A 16,335-nucleotide genomic window follows, 5' to 3' on the forward strand; every position below is an offset into this window, starting at 1 on the left:
GTTCGGCCGCCTTTTCGGATGACGGGCTGGTCCCGCCATTCAGGACCGTTACAGTCCAAGATAAGCGCGCTGAATCTCGGGATTGTTCAGCAACTCGTCGCTGGACCCGTGAAGCACGATTGAGCCGTTCTCCAGAACGTAGCCGCGACTGGCCAACGCAAGCGATTTCGCCACATTCTGCTCTACCAGCAGGACCGTGGCTCCCTGCTCGTGCAGGGACTTCACCACACGAAACATGACGTCCGTCAAAGCGGGCGACAGCCCGATGGAAGGCTCGTCGAACATGACGACCTCGGGCTTTGACATGATTGCACGGCCGATAGCCAGCATCTGCTGCTCGCCGCCCGATAGGGTACCGGCCAATTGCCCGCGGCGCTCACGAAGCTTTTCAAACAATTGATAAACGAAGTCGAGCGTTTCGGACTGCCCGCCTTTCGCGCGCTTCAGCGCCCCTCCGAGGAGCAGGTTTTCTTCCACAGAAAGACTTCCGAAAATCTGCCGACCTTCCGCGACCTGGGCAATGCCGCGCTCGCAGATATCCCATGGCGACATCCCGGTGATATCAACACCGTTCATCTTGATGACACCGCTCGAGGATCGAACAATGCCCGAGATTGATCTGATGAGTGAGGTCTTCCCTGCGCCGTTCGCGCCAACGACGCAGATCAATTCGCCTTTGTGGATCTGCAGGGAGACGCCGTTCAAAGCGCAGGATCCATCGTACGCCACACAAAGTCCATCGATCGACAGAAGCGCACCACTAAGCATGGAAGCCTGCCCCCAGGTAGCTATCGAGGACTTTCGGATCTGCAACCACCTCTTCGGGAGGTCCCTCTGCGATCTTGGCGCCGTGATGCAGCACCACCACACGCGAGGCCACTTCCATCACGATGCGCATCACGTGCTCGACAAGGAGGATCGTCAATCCACCTTCGGCAAGCTTCTGCAGTACGCCTACAATACTCGCAGCTTCAGTCGGTCGCAGACCCGCCATAACCTCGTCCAGCAACAGCAATTTGGGCCGGGTCGACAGCGCCTTGGCCGTTTCCAGCATCTTCCGGTCCGGCAGCGTTAATTGATCCGTCCTCGCATGGGCCTTGGCGGCCAGACCAACGCTTTCAAGAGACTCGTACGCCTTCGATCTGGCCTCGCTTACGTTTCTGGTCCAGCTGAAGGCTCCGATCATGGCATTCTCAAGCACCGACATCTCACGCATCGGCCGGACGATCTGAAATGTTCGCGCGATACCGATCCTGCAAACAGCCTCGGGTGGCAAATTGTCGATCTGGCGGCCGTCGAACAGCACCCGGCCGCTGGTCGGCTTCAGGGCACCAGCGACCAGGTTGAAGCATGTCGTCTTTCCAGCTCCATTCGGTCCAATCAGCGCTGTGATCCGCCCCGCTCGAAGTGAGAAGCTTACATCCTTCACCGCGACCAGGCCTCCGAACGATCGGGACAGGTTCTCGACCTCAAGCAGGGCTGTCATTCTTCGACCTTTCGGGACTGCCACAGCCATGCCGTGGGTGGCGCCTGGATAGCTTTGCAAAAGCGCACAATCGCCGGCCAGATGCCGTCTGGCAGGAACCAGACGACCGAGATCAGGACAACACCGTAGGTAATATTGTTCAGTCCCGGGATCCGGAGACTGTCGCCGAGCGCGCTCATCAAGTGATTGAGCGGAATCGCGGCGAGCGACCCGACCAGCGGACCGAACGTGGTCCCGAGCCCCCCGACCACGGGCCCTATCAGGACGTCTACCGATAGCCCCATCCCCATGATCGAGTCCGGGAATATCGACCCTTGCACGAGCGCCAGAACGCCACCGCCCGCGGCGGCCGTTGCGGCCGATAGCGAGATCACGAGAATCTTGTGCTGGAACGTCCGGACGCCGAGCGCGCGTGCGGCCGATTCGTCGTCGCGCATCGCCCGCCATACGTATCCGAGGTAGGATCGTGAAATGAACTCGGTTCCGATTATTCCCAACGCCGCCAGTGCAAGCGCGACGAAGTAGTAGAAGCGGGCATCGCCGCGAAGCATGGAGATCTCAATCCCGCCTGTTGGCGCAGGAAAGAACAATCCCTGCATTGCGCCCACAAACTCCCAGCCACTGAACATGATCCTGGCGAACTCGGCGGCGGCAATCGTGAGCAGCGCGAAATAGATACCGCGAACCTCGAACCGAAAGCTCAACCAGGCGATCGACGCGCCAACGGATCCGGCGAGGATCATTCCGGTCAAAAGCCCGAACCAAGGCGAAATGCCGTACTTTACGTAGAGGACACCGACGGAATAGGCTCCCAGACCGACAAAGAGGGCGTGACCGATCGATAGCTGCCCGCCGATCCCAAGCATCAGGTTCCAGGACTGTCCGAGGAAGGTGAACAACAATACGATCGTCATCAGCGAGATGACGTACGGGTTTGCCAGCATCCCGACCAATCCCAGGACAGCGAAGACCGTTATTCCGGCAAGCCACCGTGTCCTTTCCAGCCCACGGTCAAATTTCTTTTGCACCAAAAAACCCCCTCGGACGGAAAACCAGGATGATGATCAGGAGCGCGTAAGGAAGCGCCGTCTTCATCGAAGGCGTGAACATCAACGCCGCGATTGCCTCGGCGACGCCGATCACCAGACCTCCGAGGAGTGCTCCGCCAAAGCTGCCGAGCCCGCCCACGATGACCGTCACGAAAGCAAGGAGAGTGAAATCGACGGCGAGATATGGTTGAGCGTCGAACAGGGGAGATATCAGGGCGCCGGCGACCCCTGCGCAAGCTGCCCCGATGCCAAAGGTAACCGCATAGACTCGTGGAATGTTCAGTCCAACGATGAGGCCGCCCAAACGATTGTCCGCCGCCGCCCGCAGCGAGCGGCCGAACGGGGAGAACTTCAGATACGCTCCAAGCAGAGCTATAAGCAGCCCGGCGGTCGCTGCCGCCTGCACTCTCGCCAGGTCGAGCGTCACAGGGCCGAGAGACACGGTCTGAAACGACAGCTGCGAGGCAGTTGGACGCGGATCCGGCCCGAACGCGACCAACAGGGTTCCGCTAAAGAGCAACGACAGGCCGATGAAAACAATGAACTGATAGTGATGCGGCCGGTTCACGAACCGCTTCACGATCAGCGCTTCCAACAGATATCCGAAGACGAACATCACGACCGCAGCGATTGCTGCCGCCACGATGATTGGCACGTTCCACAGCCGAACCGTCCAGTAGCCGATGTAGACACCGAACACGACCATCTCGCCGTGCGCAAAATTTACGACGCGCATGACGCCGAAGATGATGGTCAGGCCCAACGCGACGAGGCCGTAAACGAGACCGAGCAGAATGCCGCTCGCAAGAACATTGAGCCAGAGCGAGAGCATCAGCAAGCACTGACTGGCGCGAGCGAATGCCGGCTATTGGACACCGCAACACTCAGATAGGCTGCTAGCCGCGGCTGGCCGCGCTCGGGCGCGATCGAGACCACGCCGGCGTAAAATTGCCACCTGATCTGGTCAGCGAACATGGTCCCCCGCATTGGTATTTCTCCTTCGTTTGCGACAGATATCCTCTTGGGCGCCGGACGCTATGACCTGAGCCTTTGCTTCGCATTCTCGGTCGGTGTCCGGGCGCTATTTTCACTGAGTGCGACGCTATCCGGCAGCCCATGCGCCGGACTTTCTAACGCTTCGGTACGGTGAACTCGCCGTTTACGTAGACAAGCGGCTCGCAATCGAGGTTGGTTGTTTGGGCAACAACTTCGCCGACGAAGATCGTATGGCTGCCGGCATCGTACGAACCGGAGACGCGACAGTCGAAGCTGCAAATTGCCTCGATGAGGCTCGGCGCACCTGTCGTGAGTTGACGCCACAAACCGTCAGCAAAGCGTATGTCGCCCTTGCTTCCGTCCTGCCCGGCAAACTTCTTTGCGAGCTCAGCGTGATCCGCCGTGAGAATGTTCCAGCAGAATGATCCGCTCTGCTTTATTGTGTCGTGGCCACCGGCGGACTTGTTGACGCAAACGAGCACGCTCGATGGGTCGGTTGACAATGAGCACCCGGCCGTCAACGTCAAGCCGTGCCTGCCCGGCCGCACACCCGTCGTCACGATAGATACCGCACCGGGCACGTGGCGCATTGCGCTCCGGAATTCCGCGCTGCTGAATGCCGGGGATGGTTGGTCTGGCATCGGTGACACTCGGAAGTTCATGATGATAGTTTCCCGCAAATGCTCGAACCGAGTTGTCCGGAGCCGACTAGCCGCCCTGCTTGTTCGACGCTTGAAAGAGCTGGATCGTGTTGTTTTGCGGATCCTTCAAGCAAGCCACACGGCCATGCGCCCCCATGTCCCGTACTTCGCCGAAAATCTCGGCTCCCAGGGCGCGAGCCTGATCGAGTGTCAGCTCCAGATCATCCACTTCAAATACGACGACCGCGTTCCGAGCCCCATCGGAGGCCGACTCTCCGGGACCTGCGATGCAGAAGGCGGCCTTCTCTCCGGCGAATTGAATCCATTTGGCGCCGTCGGCAAAGCGGATCGCCAGTCCAAGCGCTTCATAGAAGCCGGCTAAAGCCTCAGGTTCCGGGGCGGTAAGATAGATGTGCTTGAGCTTCATCTCTTGCTTTCGATTCCGAGCGCACCATCAATCCGTGACTTCCGGCCACGCTTGTCTGATGATACTTGCGCCGCCCGGTCGGCATTAATGTTCGAAGTTTTCACCGCGCGCATCGCCCATCAGCATATTATGCTGCAGGCTATCGGGGCCGGCTTGTTTAATTTCCAGCGCATGCGACGACGACAGACGATTCATGGCGTCATTCGCAACCCTGCCGTTTTTTCGGCAGAGCGTTCGGGCGCGTAGCATCGCTTGCGCCGATTGCGATTTGCCTGACGCTGACCCGTTGAATACGTGTGTGAACCGCCGCCGCTGAGCGCTTGCGCAGCTCGCGAGTTATCCGATAACCGATTTTTCCTTTATTGGACCCTGCCGGCGCATTCGCGCATCTGCGAACAAGCTCGATTCTTGAGCCGCCGCATGTCGCATGAACAAGGCTTTCAGAATGCTCGCTTTCTCGTGTCGTGGAACTGCGCTTCGCGTTGATGTGGCGCCGCTGAAAGCCAGATGCAGGCACAAGATCGGTCAATCTTGATCGCCCGCAGCCCGTTGCATATGAGGGCGGTCGTCCTTTTTCCGCCTTGGGTTAGCTGACATATCCTTACGGTAGAATGCGAAGATCGCGATCCCTATTGTCAGGCGAACTCCAGGATCAACGCGTCGACCGCAAGCGTGGCGCCGGCGGCGGCGTGGATCTTCTTGACCGTGCCGTCACGCTCGGCGCGCAGCACGTTCTGCATCTTCATGGCTTCCACGACCGCGAGGGTTTCGCCGGCCTTGACCTCCTGACCCTCGGTCACCGCGATCGACACCACGAGACCCGGCATCGGGCACAGCAGCTTCTTGCCGGTGTCGGCCGCCGACACCACCGGCATCAGCCGCGCCGAGGTCGCCTCGGTCTCGGTGAAGACATAGACCGGCACCTCAAAGCCCTGATGCGCGAGGCGGAAGCCGTTGTTGATCGCCCGCACCTGCACCGCGACGCAATTGCCGTCGATGGTGCCCTGCCAGACCGGCTCGCCCGGCACCCAGCTCGACACCAGATTGTGCGGATTGCCCGGCAGCCCGTCGTCGCCGATGAAACGCACCGCGATGGCGTCGGCCTCGCGCGCGACGTCGAGCGCGATCTCGGCGCGATCGAGCCACACCGCGCGGCGGCGCTCGCGCAGCACGACGCGGCCACCCATCTGGCCGGAAATCTGCCGCTTGCGCTCGCCCAGCACGTGATCGATGGCGGCACCGACCGCCGCGACACGCCGCGCGATCTCGCCCTCGGGCGCGCGCGCGGAAAACCCTTTTGGGAATTCCTCAGCGATGAAACCGGTCGAGAGCTGGCCCTCGCGCCAGCGCGGATGGTTCATCAGCGCCGACAGGAACGGAATGTTGTGCCTGATACCGTCGACATAGAACGCATCTAGCGCGGTCGCCTGAGCCTCGATCGCCGCCGCGCGCGACGGGGCGTGGGTAACGAGCTTGGCGATCATCGGATCGTAATGGATCGAGATCTCGCCGCCTTCCTGCACGCCGGTGTCATTGCGGAGGGTGATGCCGTCATGGCTGGCTTCGGCCGGCGGACGATACTTCACCAGGCGGCCGATCGACGGCAGGAAGTTGCGGAACGGATCCTCGGCATAGACGCGGGATTCCACCGCCCAGCCGGTCAAGGTCACGTCCTTCTGCGCAATCGCGAGCTTCTCGCCGGCCGCGACACGGATCATCTGCTCAACGAGGTCGGTGCCGGTGATCAACTCGGTGACGGGATGCTCGACCTGCAGGCGGGTGTTCATCTCCAGGAAGTAGAAGCTCTTGTCCTGGGCGGCGACGAATTCCACGGTGCCGGCCGAATCGTAGTTCACCGCCTTGGCCAGCGCGACCGCCTGCTCGCCCATCTTGCGGCGGGTGGTCTCGTCGAGCAGCGGCGACGGCGCCTCCTCGATGACCTTCTGGTTGCGGCGCTGGATCGAGCACTCGCGCTCGCCGAGATAGATCACATTGCCATGCTTGTCGCCGAGCACCTGGATCTCGATATGCCGGGGATCGACGATGAATTTCTCGATGAACACGCGGTCGTCGCCGAACGACGACTTCGCTTCGGCCTTGGCGAGGTTGAAGCCCTCGGCGACCTCGGCCTTGGAATGCGCGATGCGCATGCCCTTGCCGCCGCCGCCGGCCGAGGCCTTGATCATCACGGGGTAACCGATCTCGTCGGCGATCTGGACCGCGTGCTTGTCGTCCTCGATGACGCCGAGATGGCCGGGCACGGTCGAGACTTTGGCTTTCGCGGCCGCCTTCTTGGATTCGATCTTGTCGCCCATCGCCGCGATCGCGCCGGGGTTCGGGCCGATGAAGACGATGCCGGCCGCCTCCAGCGCGCGCGGAAACGCCTCGCGCTCGGACAGGAAGCCGTAGCCGGGATGAACGGCCTGCGCGCCGGTCTTCCGGCAGGCCTCGACGATCTTGTCGATCAGAAGATAGCTCTCGGCCGCGGCGGGCGGCCCGATCAGCACGGCGTCGTCGGCCATCTCGACATGCAGCGCGTCGCGGTCGGCCTCCGAGTAGACGGCGACCGTCTCAATCCCCATACGGCGCGCAGTCTTGATGACCCGACAGGCGATCTCGCCGCGGTTGGCGATCAGGATTTTCTTGAACATGGTTACAGAGGCAGGTTGTCGTGTTTTTTCGCGGGGATTTCGACCTTCTTGTCCTTCAGCATCGCCAGCGCCCGCGCGATCCGCTTCCTCGTCGAATGCGGCATGATGACGTCGTCGATGTAGCCGCGCTCGGCGGCGATGAAGGGGGACAGGAAGCGGTCTTCGTATTCCTTGGTGCGCGCCGCGATCTTGTCGGGGTCGCCGATGTCGGAGCGGAAGATGATCTCGACCGCGCCCTTGGCGCCCATCACCGCGATCTGGGCGGTCGGCCAGGCGTAGTTCATGTCGGCGCCGATCTCCTTCGACGCCATCACGTCGAAGGCGCCGCCATAGGCCTTGCGGGTGATGATGGTGACGAGCGGCACGGTGCACTGCGAATAGGCGAACAGCAGCTTGGCGCCGTGCTTGATCAGGCCGCCATATTCCTGTGCGGTGCCGGGCAGGAAGCCCGGCACGTCGACGAAGGTGACGATCGGGATGTTGAAGGCATCGCAGAACCGCACGAAGCGCGCGGCCTTGCGCGAGGCGTCCGAGTCGAGCACGCCCGCCAGCACCATCGGCTGGTTGGCGACGAAGCCCACGGTGCGGCCGGCGATGCGGCCGAAGCCGGTGACGATGTTCTTGGCGAAGGTCTCCGAGATCTCGAAGAAGTCGCCCTCGTCGACGACCTTCAGGATCAGCTCCTTCATGTCGTAGGGCTTGTTCGGATTGTCGGGGATCAGCGTATCCAAGGAATTGTCGACCCGCTCGATGGAATCGAAGCTCGGCCATTCCGGCACGCCATCCGAATTGTTCGACGGCAGGAAGTCGATCAGCCGGCGCATCTGCAACAGCGCGTCGACGTCGTTCTCGAACGCGCCGTCGGCGATCGAGGAGCGCGTCGCGTGCACCGAGGCGCCGCCGAGCTCCTCCGCGGTCACCACCTCGTTGGTGACGGTCTTCACCACGTCGGGGCCGGTGACGAACATGTAGCTGGTGTTCTTCACCATGAAGATGAAGTCGGTCATCGCAGGCGAATAGACGTCGCCGCCGGCGCAGGGGCCCATGATGACGGAGATCTGCGGGATCACGCCTGACGCAATGACGTTGCGGCGGAACACGTAGGAATAGCCTGCGAGCGCCGCGACGCCCTCCTGGATGCGGGCGCCGCCGGCGTCATAGAGGCCGATGATCGGCGCCCTCGCCTTCATCGCCATGTCCTGCAGTTTTGTGATCTTCAGCGCATGGGTTTCGGAGAGCGAGCCGCCGAACACGGTGAAGTCCTTGGCGAACACGAAGGTCTTGCGGCCGTTGACGGTGCCCCAGCCGGTGACGACGCCGTCGCCCGGGATCTTGCTCTTCTCCATGCCGAACTCGATCGAGCGGTGCTCGACGAACATGTCGAATTCCTCGAACGAGCCCTTGTCGAGCAACAGCTCGATCCGCTCGCGGGCGGTCAGCTTGCCGCGGGCGTGCTGCGCCTCGATGCGCTTTTCGCCGCCGCCAAGCCTTGCGCCGACGCGACGTTCTTCAAGAGCTTCAATTGTGGAGATCACACAACACCCCGGTGGTCCGCGAGCAGGTCTTACCCGCCATACACAAGCGATCCGAGGCCTGAGAAGGCTTGAAGACGCACATTTGCACATGTTACAATCCAGCAAACAGCAAATTGCGAAGTTGCAAATGGCAGGAAAGCTTTATATCGGCCGCAGGTTCCGCGAGGTAAGGGAGAGCAAAATGCTCACCCAGGCGGCATTCGCGGAGCGGCTGGGAATCTCGCTCAGTTACCTGAACCAGATCGAGAACAATCAGCGGCCGGTCTCGGCCTCCGTGCTGGTGCTGCTTGCCGAAAAATTTCAGGTCGACCTGAGCTCCTTGTCGCTCAACGACAGCGACAAAGTCATTTCGATGCTGGCTGAGTCATTGGCTGATCCGATCTTCGCCTCTTACACGCCCAGCATACAAGAGTTGAAGCTGGTGGTTCAGAACGCTCCCGGTTTTGCTCAAGCGCTCCTGAACGCGCATCAGGCATATCGGCGCAACAGCGAGCAGCTCGCCAGCCTGGATAGCCAGATCGCCAATCTGGCGGGAGAACCGACCGCTTATGAGGAAGTTCGCGATTTCTTTCACCTGGTCGACAATTACGTCGATGAGTTGGATACCGCTGCCGAGGCTCTTGCCGACCGGCTGAATATTCCCGACAGCAACCCGACGACCGCGTTGATCAGCTACCTGGAAGCGAAACATGGCGTACGGATTCGCCAGAGCGGTCCGAACGAGACTTCATTGCGACAATTCGATCGCGCATCGCGCACGCTGTTTCTGAGCCAATATCTGCAGACACCAACCCGGACCTTCCAGATCGCTCTGCAAATCGCGGCTCTCGAACAAGAAGACCGGATTGGTCAGATTGCAGATAAAGCGACATTTCGATCAGTCGATGCCCGAAACGTGTGCGCCGCCGGATTGCGAAACTATTTTGCGGGCGCCCTCGTTCTACCGTACCAACGATTCCTGCAATCCGCTCGAGAGCTGCGGCACGATCTCGAATTGCTCGCGACCCGGTTCGGCGCAAGCCTGGAGCAGGTTGCTCATCGCCTGTCGACGCTTCAACGGCAGGGCTCGAAGGGTGTGCCCGTCTTCTTCGCCCGATTGGACCGCGCCGGGAACATCACCAAACGCCACAGCGCGGCAAAACTGCAATTTGCACGCTACGGAGCCGCCTGCCCGCTCTGGAATGCGCACCAGGCATTCGAGGCCCCAAGCCAAATTATTCGGCAACTCGCCGAGACACCGGACGGCATTCGATTTCTTTGCATCGCAACCGAACTTTCGAAAGGCCGAGGCGGCTTCGGCTCTCCTCGTCCCCGCTATGCCATCGCGCTGGGATGCGAAGTCTCCTATGCAAAAGATTTCGTATATGCAGACGGGCTCGACCTCACAAGCAAAGGAACTTTCGATCCCATCGGAATTTCTTGTCGAATCTGCGAGCGGACCAACTGTCCTCAACGCGCGATCCCGCCGCTCAAGAGCAGATTGAGAATAGACCGCGATCGCAGGGACATACTGCCCTACCAATTACCCGGCTAGAATCGTCGACGACAAAGCCGAGATCTCCAATGATCGCGGGCTTGGGCTGGGACCTGGTTCAGTTCCCGCGACCCGATCGGTGCACAGATTGCAATCGCGTTGCTCATCACGACGGCAGCCGTCAACGGCGCGCAGGCCACGTGTTCGAGCGGCAAGATCAGATTGACCGTTTTTCGATACAAGTCGTCATTTTATCGAAATTCTACATGCCCGGGCGAGAGATAGCATTTATTTCATCGAGATGTCACCACGCGGAATAACGCGAGGGGCGGGGCCTCGATGGGACGACGAATGCTTGCCCATGGGAGAACGAAATGACGACGACGGCTTTGGACAGGATCGACATAAAGATCCTGAATGAACTGCAGCAGAACGCGAGTTTGACCAACGTTGAACTCGCTTCCCGTGTCAATCTCTCACCGTCTCCGTGTCTCGCTCGAGTTCGAACGCTCGAAAAACTCGGGGTCATTGACCGGCGAATTGCGGTGCTGGATCCCGCAGTTCTCGGCATCGGCGTTACGGCATTCATACAAGTAAAACTTGAAAGGCAGGCCCAGCCATCACTCGAGAGCTTTACGCGTTCAATCGATCGCCTTGGCGAGGTGATGGAATGCTACCTGATGACCGGGGACAACGACTATCTTCTCCGTGTTATGGTGTCTGATATCGAGGCTCTTGAGGATCTCATCGTAAACAAGCTCTCCCGCATAACCGGTGTTTCGAGCATCCGCTCGAACCTGGCCCTGAAGCGGATATCCCACAAGACGGTGCTCCCTATCGACACGAACCGGCCAGTTCAGGTCAAGCCGTGCAGCTCCTCCAGGCGCCTCGACAGGCCCGCCAAACCGCAGTACGACGCCTCGCCCCAGGCGCGGATCGATGGCGGCATGAATCTCGAGACTTCGCGGATTTCGCGGGGTGACGGGCAGTACCCCTCAAGCCTTCCTTAGGCAAGGGCGCCCAGGAGAACAGTCTCGACCTTGCGCTCGTTGTTCGTGCTTTTTTGCTCAACGCACAAAGATCGAGTGCCGTTCGGCGTTCGATCGCGCGCGCGGAACGCGACGGTCAAAACCGGCCGCCTAGAGAAAGGCTCCCGCGCAAACCGCGGGAGCCCAGGATCGACGACTAGTCACCGCGATTCCAGATCAGGAAAAAGCCATTGTCATCGCCCAGGCCGACGGCTCGGCCAAGGTTGGCGTAGAGCTTGCGCGACCCGAGTTCGGGTGCCGCAAGTGACAGGCTGACGTAGTCCTTGCCGCTGCTTTCGCCGCGCCGGATCCAGCCAGCTCCGATCTCGATACCCTGGGCGAGGATGCGGAAATCCGGCTGAGCCTCAGTCGACTTGCCGCTATTGGGAACGATGTCGATGTGGGCTCGGATGGACAAGGTCTTGAGCTCGCCCTGAAGCCGCCGTTGTCGTTACGGGTGACGAATCCGATTGCAGTCATGGTCTGTCTCCTTCGCTGCGGCAGGGCCGATCCCCTTGCGATGGCGAGACCGTCATGGGAAGCGAAACGGCACTGAACCCGTCGGGGCGAAGCGCAGCGGCGCACCCGAGAGAGCGACTTTTTTGCAGCGAAGCGATCGCGAGGAGCCGGCTTGCCGGCGGGGAAAAAAGAAGCTGGCGAGGGTTTCGGATGGCGGGACGCTTCCCATAGGTCGTCACGTCCATAAGCAGGGAAATCGCCCAATGAGGCGCCACAGGGCCGACATTCGCAATCGGAGACATCGAACCGAGCGTCCCAGGCGGCCCGTCAGGCCAATGCACAACCTGTCAAATCTACCAGTATCGGCGAGACACTCAGCCCGATAAATTCGTGCGAGGCATACCGAGCAGCCGACGAACGTTATCCAGCGGCGAGGACTGTCGGTGTGCAGCCAGCGGGTCAGTGCGTGAGCCGGTCGCCTCGCTTAAGAGAGCCGACTTCGCGCGCGTGAATAAGGAGCAAGCATCACCCGGTCAGAACAGTGTTGGCCCCCGAGAGCGGATGGAGCATATCGCGAAAGTGATCGATATCCGCATCTAGGACAATGTTGGCGCGCCTGCCCCAAGCTTTCTTCGTAGCCGCCCTAGCCTGCCCAAGCTGCCGCTTGTCGCAATTGAGCTGCCGTCCACGAGCCGCTTTTATGTGCCGATGGGCACCGATGACCTCGAGACGTCTGGCTCGTGTGGAAGAATGCCTCCTGGCGGTTGCGCTGAGCGGCGCGGCGTTCCTGATTGCGGGCGGGCACCAGCGGGTCCAATCCTCGTCCGGCAATTCAAGGCAAGCACAAGCTTCAGCCAACCAGAAAAGGGGCAATGGCGATCGCCTGAAATCCGATCATCGTTAGTCATTCGCAGACTGCGCTCTCGCTAGCATGGTCGAGTTCTCAAAACGCCGGGAGAACATTGGCCCGCACGACCCTCTCCGGCTTTCTGTGGCAGCAGCCATGGCGTTCCCGGATGGTTCGATGACCGCTTCCGGATTGCGCCGAGAAAACGCTCGCGGGCGGCTCGTCATCGAGCGCATCGCGGGTAAGGACTACACGACACTTTTCCATATTGAGCGAATGAGGGAATTATGCCGCGTCGAAGCAAAGGGGCCAGGCTCCAGCTCAAAGCCGCCCGACGAGACAAGGCCGGCAGGATCACCCACAGGGCAACGTGGATCATCCGAGACAATGGCCGGGATATCGGCACAGGCTGCGCTTCAGATGAAATTGCGGCCGCCGAGCAGGCGCTGAAGGATTACATTGCCTCGAAATATATCCCCAAGCGCAAGGCCCAGGACATTGAATCGATCCCGATCGGCGACGTGCTGTCGATCTACCTAGACGCCGAGCTCGCCAAGCTGCGCGATCGATTCAAGGTCGCCCGAGATGAAGAAGAGACAATTCCCGGCATACGCAAGTTCAAGAAGCGTATCGGACGGCTGAACGATTGGTGGGGTGCCAAAATGCTGGCCGGCGTCGACGGCGAGCGGTGCCGTCAATTCGCAAGGGAGCGCGGCAACAAGGGAGGTGCCAGGCGCGATCTTGAAGACCTGCGCGCAGCCATCAACCATCATGCGGCTGAAGGCTACCATCGAGGGATCGTCAAGATCACACTGCCGGCCAAGGGCGAGCCCCGCGACAAGTGGCTCGCGAGATCCGACGCCGCGAAACTGATCTGGACGTGTTGGCGGTACCGCGAGATGCAGAAAATGGCGCGGGGACCCCTGAGAGGCCAGAAAGTCGCGACTGGAAAACGGCCCTTACGGCACCTGGCCCGATTCATTTTGATCGGCGTTTATAGCGGCTCCCGGGCCGGCGCGATTGCAGCGGCCTCACCGATTCCGGCGGTCGGCCGCGCGTTCGTCGATTTGGAGCGCGGTATTTATTACCGCCGCCGCCAGGGCGACGCAAAGACCAACAAGCGGCAACCGCCGGTGCCGATCCCGTCTCGCCTGCTTGCCCATCTCAGGCGGTGGCATCAGATCGACCATCACGCAAAGCACTTCGTGGAATTCAACGGAAAACCCGTCAGCTCGGTGAAGACGGCTTTCAAGACCGCCGTCCGACTGGCCGGTCTCGGCGCGGGCATTTCGCCTCACACGCTCCGGCATACGGCAGCGACCTGGTTGATGCAACGTGGCGCCGATCCGTGGCAAGCAGCGGGCTATCTGGGTATGTCGCTTGACGTTCTGCTCAATACTTACGGCCATCATCACCCCGATTATCTCGCAGACGCCGTCGAGAAGATCGCCAAACGAGAGAGAAAGGTCGAAGCAAGCCGCGGCGGTCTAATAGGTTCCGTGCTGCCACTGCGCGGATAGAGATGTGATTTCACGTGACTTGGATCGGTAGAGCGGGCGGGACGAGGACTATCAAGTTCGTCTGACGTCCCTGGTCGCGGCGGAGCGAGTGTCAGTCAATCCCCATTGAAAGATCAAGCATTTTTGACCTTCTTAGGCCAAAAACCACCAGTTACGACTGAAAACTGGCGCTCGGTCTCCAACGGCGTGGATCGGCGCGCGACGACCGGCGGAAGCGCGTGACTTCAATTAAAGCATTCGCTAGCGCCCTCGCTAATGGCGCTTCATCACGCGCCGGAAGCCTTGATCTCGACAATGATCTCGCTCCGTCCTGGAGTCGGATCGGAGGTGACGCGGACTTCGAGTTTCCTCTCGCCGAGAAATAGACTGCTTTCATCGTCGCACCTTGGCTGGCTCGCTCTGCGATGGTCTGAAGATCTTGCCGGGATTGAATGAGCCGTCCTCGTCGAGCGCGGCCTTGATCCGGCGCATCAGATCGAGCTCGATCGAGTCTCTCTTGCTTTCGAGCAGGTCGACCTTGGCCCGACCAATGCCGTGTTCGGCCGAAAACGTCCCACCGAGCGAGAGCACGATATCGTAGACCGCTTGGCTGATCTGCTTGCCCTGCTCCGCGGCCCGTTCGGCGGTGAGCGAAGCCGGAAGGACGACGTTCAGGTGAATGTTACCGTCTCCGAGATGACCGAACGTAACGACAGCGACACCCGGGGATCCGGCCTCAATGTCGGCGCGACTTCGGCGCAGCAGTTCGGGCACCTGAGCCACTGGCACGGCGACGTCGTGCTTCAAGTCGCGGCCCGCCTTCTTCTGAAACTCGGTCTGGTCTTCCCGCAGGCGCCAGATCTGCTTCTGTTGCTCGCCGCTCTGGGCGAGCGCGGCGTCGACAATGGTGCTCTCGTCGAGCCTGTCGGCGAGAAACGCCTCGAGCATGTCCCTAAGCCCCGCATCCGGACGGCTCGACGTCAGTTCGACGAGCACATAGTGATCCGCTTTCCCGACCGGAGGGCGCAACCCTTCGCGCTTCGCCAGCTCCACGCATGATCCCGATAGGTACTCGATGGCCCGCACGTTGCCTTCGGCAGCCGTGCGCAGCTTCATCCAGAAGTCCAGAACTTGGTCCTCGGTCTCGACGGCGCAAAAGGCGACTTCGCGGCCGACCGGCAGCGGCGCGAGCTTCATCGCCGCCGCGGTGATGATGCCGAGCGTTCCTTCCGAACCCGCAAAGAGGTGCTTGAGGGCGTAGCCGGTGTTGTCCTTCCGTAGCGTGCGCAGGCCGTTCCAGATGCGGCCGTCCGGCAACACGACCTCCATTCCCAGCAGGAGGTCTCTCGCGCTCCCGTACCTTACGGCAGAGATGCCGCCTGCGTTCGTCGCCAGCGCTCCACCGAGGGTGGCGGTGCCCTCCGAGGCGAATGACAAGGGAAAGAGTGCGCCCGCGTCTGCTGCCGCGATCTGAAGCTCCGCGATCGTTGCGCCCGCTTCCGCAACGATGGACATGTCCACCGGGTCGACCGTCCGGATGTTCTTCATGGCGCCGGTGCTGATCACGACTTGCAGGCCGGTTTCGTCCGGCGTCGCGCCGCCGACGAGCCCTGTGTTGCCTCCTTGAGGCACGACGCTGATGCCGGCACCCCGACAGATGCGGACGCTATGCGAAAGCAAGCTTGCCGATCTGGGCCGCAGCACGCAGACTGCGTTGCCGCGAAGTAGACCACGCCAGTCTGACAGATATCCGTCCGCCAGCGCCGGATCAGTAATGCAACCGGAGCCGAGCAGCTCCCGGAGCTTGGCGACAACGTCGTTCATAACTGTTTCCAAGTGGATGTGGCGTGCGCGATCGTTGCCCCGGCGCCATTGTGGGCGGACGACTGCAGGAAGAAGATCTTACGACCCCTCTTGAGAGATCTCGCGCGGCAGGTGACCAGGCCGCTGCGGACCGGAGCGAAATACTGGACCTTCATCTCGAGCGTGGCACCGGCGCCGAACTGATGCTTGAGTAGGTGCCCCATCGAGATGTCGAGAGCCGTCGCCAGCACGCCGCCATGGAGCGATCCCTGCGGGTTGAACATGTAGGGCCTCACATCGAGGGAAACAATGCAGGCGTCAGCCTCATAAGAGACCGACATCCCGAAGAGGCGCGACAGGAAGAACGATCCGAATTCATGGCGACCGTCGCCCATGGCGGCCACGATCAGTTCCCGAACCTGCGCCTCGTCCATCCGTCA

General features: G+C 61.0%; 14 protein-coding genes and 1 pseudogene. 3 read left to right on the forward strand and 12 right to left on the reverse strand.

What is annotated here, in order from left to right; genetic code table 11:
• Nucleotides 1–48: 48 nt before the first annotated feature.
• The 9 genes from ACVI1L_RS02515 to ACVI1L_RS02555 all read right to left on the reverse strand — a co-directional run bounded on the left by ACVI1L_RS02515 (nucleotide 49) and on the right by ACVI1L_RS02555 (nucleotide 8,782).
• On the reverse strand, nucleotides 49–705 hold the full coding sequence (locus tag ACVI1L_RS02515; protein ID WP_456782201.1) for an ABC transporter ATP-binding protein: 657 nt from the start codon (nucleotides 703–705) through the stop codon (nucleotides 49–51).
• A 55-nt stretch (nucleotides 706–760) separates the two neighbouring features.
• Nucleotides 761–1,486 (reverse strand): ABC transporter ATP-binding protein, encoded by a 726-nt coding sequence (locus ACVI1L_RS02520; RefSeq protein ID WP_456782202.1) that lies wholly within the window; start codon nucleotides 1,484–1,486, stop codon nucleotides 761–763.
• Nucleotides 1,483–2,430, reverse strand: coding sequence for a branched-chain amino acid ABC transporter permease (locus ACVI1L_RS02525; RefSeq protein ID WP_456782203.1), 948 nt, complete (start codon nucleotides 2,428–2,430; stop codon nucleotides 1,483–1,485). Before ACVI1L_RS02525 ends, ACVI1L_RS02520 begins: the two co-directional genes overlap by 4 nt.
• A 67-nt stretch (nucleotides 2,431–2,497) precedes the next feature.
• On the reverse strand, nucleotides 2,498–3,367 hold the full coding sequence (locus ACVI1L_RS02530; RefSeq protein WP_456782204.1) for a branched-chain amino acid ABC transporter permease: 870 nt from the start codon (nucleotides 3,365–3,367) through the stop codon (nucleotides 2,498–2,500).
• A gap of 298 nt (nucleotides 3,368–3,665) precedes the next feature.
• The gene (locus ACVI1L_RS02535) at nucleotides 3,666–4,121 is read right to left on the reverse strand and encodes a flavin reductase family protein (RefSeq protein WP_456782205.1); all 456 of its coding nucleotides are present in this window, start codon (nucleotides 4,119–4,121) and stop codon (nucleotides 3,666–3,668) included.
• Nucleotides 4,122–4,239: 118 nt separating this feature from the next.
• Nucleotides 4,240–4,599 (reverse strand): VOC family protein, encoded by a 360-nt coding sequence (locus ACVI1L_RS02540; RefSeq protein WP_456782206.1) that lies wholly within the window; start codon nucleotides 4,597–4,599, stop codon nucleotides 4,240–4,242.
• 199 nt (nucleotides 4,600–4,798) lie between these two features.
• Nucleotides 4,799–5,128 carry a hypothetical protein gene (locus ACVI1L_RS02545; RefSeq protein ID WP_456782207.1) on the reverse strand — a complete coding sequence of 110 codons (330 nt, stop codon included), beginning with the start codon at nucleotides 5,126–5,128 and terminating at the stop codon, nucleotides 4,799–4,801.
• 106 nt (nucleotides 5,129–5,234) lie between these two features.
• The gene (locus ACVI1L_RS02550; protein WP_456782208.1) at nucleotides 5,235–7,250 is read right to left on the reverse strand and encodes an acetyl-CoA carboxylase biotin carboxylase subunit; all 2,016 of its coding nucleotides are present in this window, start codon (nucleotides 7,248–7,250) and stop codon (nucleotides 5,235–5,237) included.
• A gap of 2 nt (nucleotides 7,251–7,252) precedes the next feature.
• Nucleotides 7,253–8,782 (reverse strand): acyl-CoA carboxylase subunit beta, encoded by a 1,530-nt coding sequence (locus ACVI1L_RS02555; RefSeq protein WP_456785501.1) that lies wholly within the window; start codon nucleotides 8,780–8,782, stop codon nucleotides 7,253–7,255.
• Nucleotides 8,783–8,873: 91 nt separating this feature from the next.
• Between ACVI1L_RS02555 and ACVI1L_RS02560 the strand changes: the two genes are divergently transcribed.
• Entirely contained in the window at nucleotides 8,874–10,319 is a 1,446-nt protein-coding gene (locus tag ACVI1L_RS02560; RefSeq protein ID WP_456782209.1) for a helix-turn-helix domain-containing protein, read from the forward strand.
• Nucleotides 10,320–10,633: 314 nt separating this feature from the next.
• Nucleotides 10,634–11,269: an Lrp/AsnC family transcriptional regulator gene (locus tag ACVI1L_RS02565; protein ID WP_456782210.1), complete on the forward strand. Its 636-nt coding sequence runs from the start codon at nucleotides 10,634–10,636 to the stop codon at nucleotides 11,267–11,269.
• A 175-nt stretch (nucleotides 11,270–11,444) separates the two neighbouring features.
• Here the strand turns inward: ACVI1L_RS02565 and ACVI1L_RS02570 are convergent.
• Nucleotides 11,445–11,767, reverse strand: a pseudogene (locus ACVI1L_RS02570) (DUF736 domain-containing protein).
• Nucleotides 11,768–12,880: 1,113 nt separating this feature from the next.
• On the opposite strand from ACVI1L_RS02570, the gene ACVI1L_RS02575 reads away from it, so the two are divergent.
• Nucleotides 12,881–14,113: a tyrosine-type recombinase/integrase gene (locus tag ACVI1L_RS02575; RefSeq protein ID WP_456782211.1), complete on the forward strand. Its 1,233-nt coding sequence runs from the start codon at nucleotides 12,881–12,883 to the stop codon at nucleotides 14,111–14,113.
• 372 nt (nucleotides 14,114–14,485) lie between these two features.
• Here the strand turns inward: ACVI1L_RS02575 and ACVI1L_RS02580 are convergent, their stop codons facing one another.
• Nucleotides 14,486–15,916: an FAD-binding oxidoreductase gene (locus ACVI1L_RS02580; protein ID WP_456782212.1), complete on the reverse strand. Its 1,431-nt coding sequence runs from the start codon at nucleotides 15,914–15,916 to the stop codon at nucleotides 14,486–14,488.
• Nucleotides 15,913–16,329, reverse strand: coding sequence for a PaaI family thioesterase (locus ACVI1L_RS02585; protein WP_456782213.1), 417 nt, complete (start codon nucleotides 16,327–16,329; stop codon nucleotides 15,913–15,915). Before ACVI1L_RS02585 ends, ACVI1L_RS02580 begins: the two co-directional genes overlap by 4 nt.
• Nucleotides 16,330–16,335: the final 6 nt, after the last annotated feature.

This window comes from Bradyrhizobium sp. USDA 4516, assembly GCF_054055915.1.

Excerpts from the sequence above, each read along its gene's own strand:
- ACVI1L_RS02520 (WP_456782202.1), bottom strand. The coding sequence starts at position 1,486 with ATGACAGCCCTGCTTGAGGTCGAGAACCTGTCCCGATCGTTCGGAGGC.
- ACVI1L_RS02525 (WP_456782203.1), bottom strand. The coding sequence starts at position 2,430 with ATGCTGGCAAACCCGTACGTCATCTCGCTGATGACGATCGTATTGTTG.
- ACVI1L_RS02530 (WP_456782204.1), bottom strand. The coding sequence starts at position 3,367 with ATGCTCTCGCTCTGGCTCAATGTTCTTGCGAGCGGCATTCTGCTCGGT.
- ACVI1L_RS02535 (WP_456782205.1), bottom strand. The coding sequence starts at position 4,121 with ATGCGCCACGTGCCCGGTGCGGTATCTATCGTGACGACGGGTGTGCGG.
- ACVI1L_RS02540 (WP_456782206.1), bottom strand. The coding sequence starts at position 4,599 with ATGAAGCTCAAGCACATCTATCTTACCGCCCCGGAACCTGAGGCTTTA.
- ACVI1L_RS02550 (WP_456782208.1), bottom strand. The coding sequence starts at position 7,250 with ATGTTCAAGAAAATCCTGATCGCCAACCGCGGCGAGATCGCCTGTCGG.
- ACVI1L_RS02560 (WP_456782209.1), top strand. The coding sequence starts at position 8,874 with ATGTTACAATCCAGCAAACAGCAAATTGCGAAGTTGCAAATGGCAGGA.
- ACVI1L_RS02565 (WP_456782210.1), top strand. The coding sequence starts at position 10,634 with ATGACGACGACGGCTTTGGACAGGATCGACATAAAGATCCTGAATGAA.
- ACVI1L_RS02575 (WP_456782211.1), top strand. The coding sequence starts at position 12,881 with ATGCCGCGTCGAAGCAAAGGGGCCAGGCTCCAGCTCAAAGCCGCCCGA.
- ACVI1L_RS02580 (WP_456782212.1), bottom strand. The coding sequence starts at position 15,916 with ATGAACGACGTTGTCGCCAAGCTCCGGGAGCTGCTCGGCTCCGGTTGC.
- ACVI1L_RS02585 (WP_456782213.1), bottom strand. The coding sequence starts at position 16,329 with ATGGACGAGGCGCAGGTTCGGGAACTGATCGTGGCCGCCATGGGCGAC.